This window comes from Streptomyces sp. WM6386, from assembly GCF_000972385.1.
GTDB lineage: Bacteria > Actinomycetota > Actinomycetes > Streptomycetales > Streptomycetaceae > Streptomyces.
Window position 1 is genome coordinate 1 of sequence record NZ_JXTE01000318.1, and the last position, 713, is coordinate 713.

1 protein-coding gene is annotated in these 713 nt (G+C 65.6%); it reads right to left on the reverse strand.

The window, feature by feature from the left end; all coding sequences use genetic code 11:
- Positions 1-60 precede the first annotated feature (60 nt).
- The gene (locus TN53_RS41460) at positions 61-564 is read right to left on the reverse strand and encodes a PaaI family thioesterase (RefSeq protein WP_046264063.1); all 504 of its coding nucleotides are present in this window, start codon (positions 562-564) and stop codon (positions 61-63) included.
- Positions 565-713 lie beyond the last annotated feature (149 nt).

Sequence of the window (713 nt, forward strand, 5' to 3'; positions counted from 1 at the left end):
ACGCCGTCCTCGTCGACCTCGTACAGCACCAGGTCCTGGGCGGGTTCCTCGGGCATCACGTCACTCCTCGGCAAACGGCTCGGTCAATGGTTCGATGGGTTCACCGACTCCCGGCCGCTCGCCGGAGATGGTGACGACCACCTGTCCCCGGGCGCAGATGCGTCCGTCGGTCATCACGTCGACGTCGGCGAAGTGCAGCCGGCGGCCCCGCCGGACGCACCGTGCGTAGGCGATGGCCTCCTGGCCGCGGGCGGGTGCCAGGTACTGCACCGACATCGACACGGTGCTGAGCCGGCTCCCCTGCTGGAAGTCGTGCCCGGCGATCACGGCTCCCGCGCCCGCGGTGTCGATGAGCGCGGAGATCACTCCGCCGTGGAAGACGCCTTCGTGGGCGGAGAGAGCTTCGGCGTAGGGAAGCGTGATCTCGACGCCCTCCGGGTCCCAGCGCGTCACACGTATGCGGCAACGGCGGTTGAACGCGACCCCGCGCTCCCATCGGGCCCGGAACCATTCGCGGCGTTCGCGCTGTTCCTGGTCGGTGAGGGTCCTCGCCGCGACGGTCATCCGCACGCCCTCCGGTCTCGACCTGTCGGCCGATCGATATAGTTACATGAATTGGATAGTTGAAGCAATCGTACGGGACCAGAACGAGTGCCAGATGTATTATTTATATAACTCATTCACCTTCTTATCGCTGTGGGAGGCCCCACGAT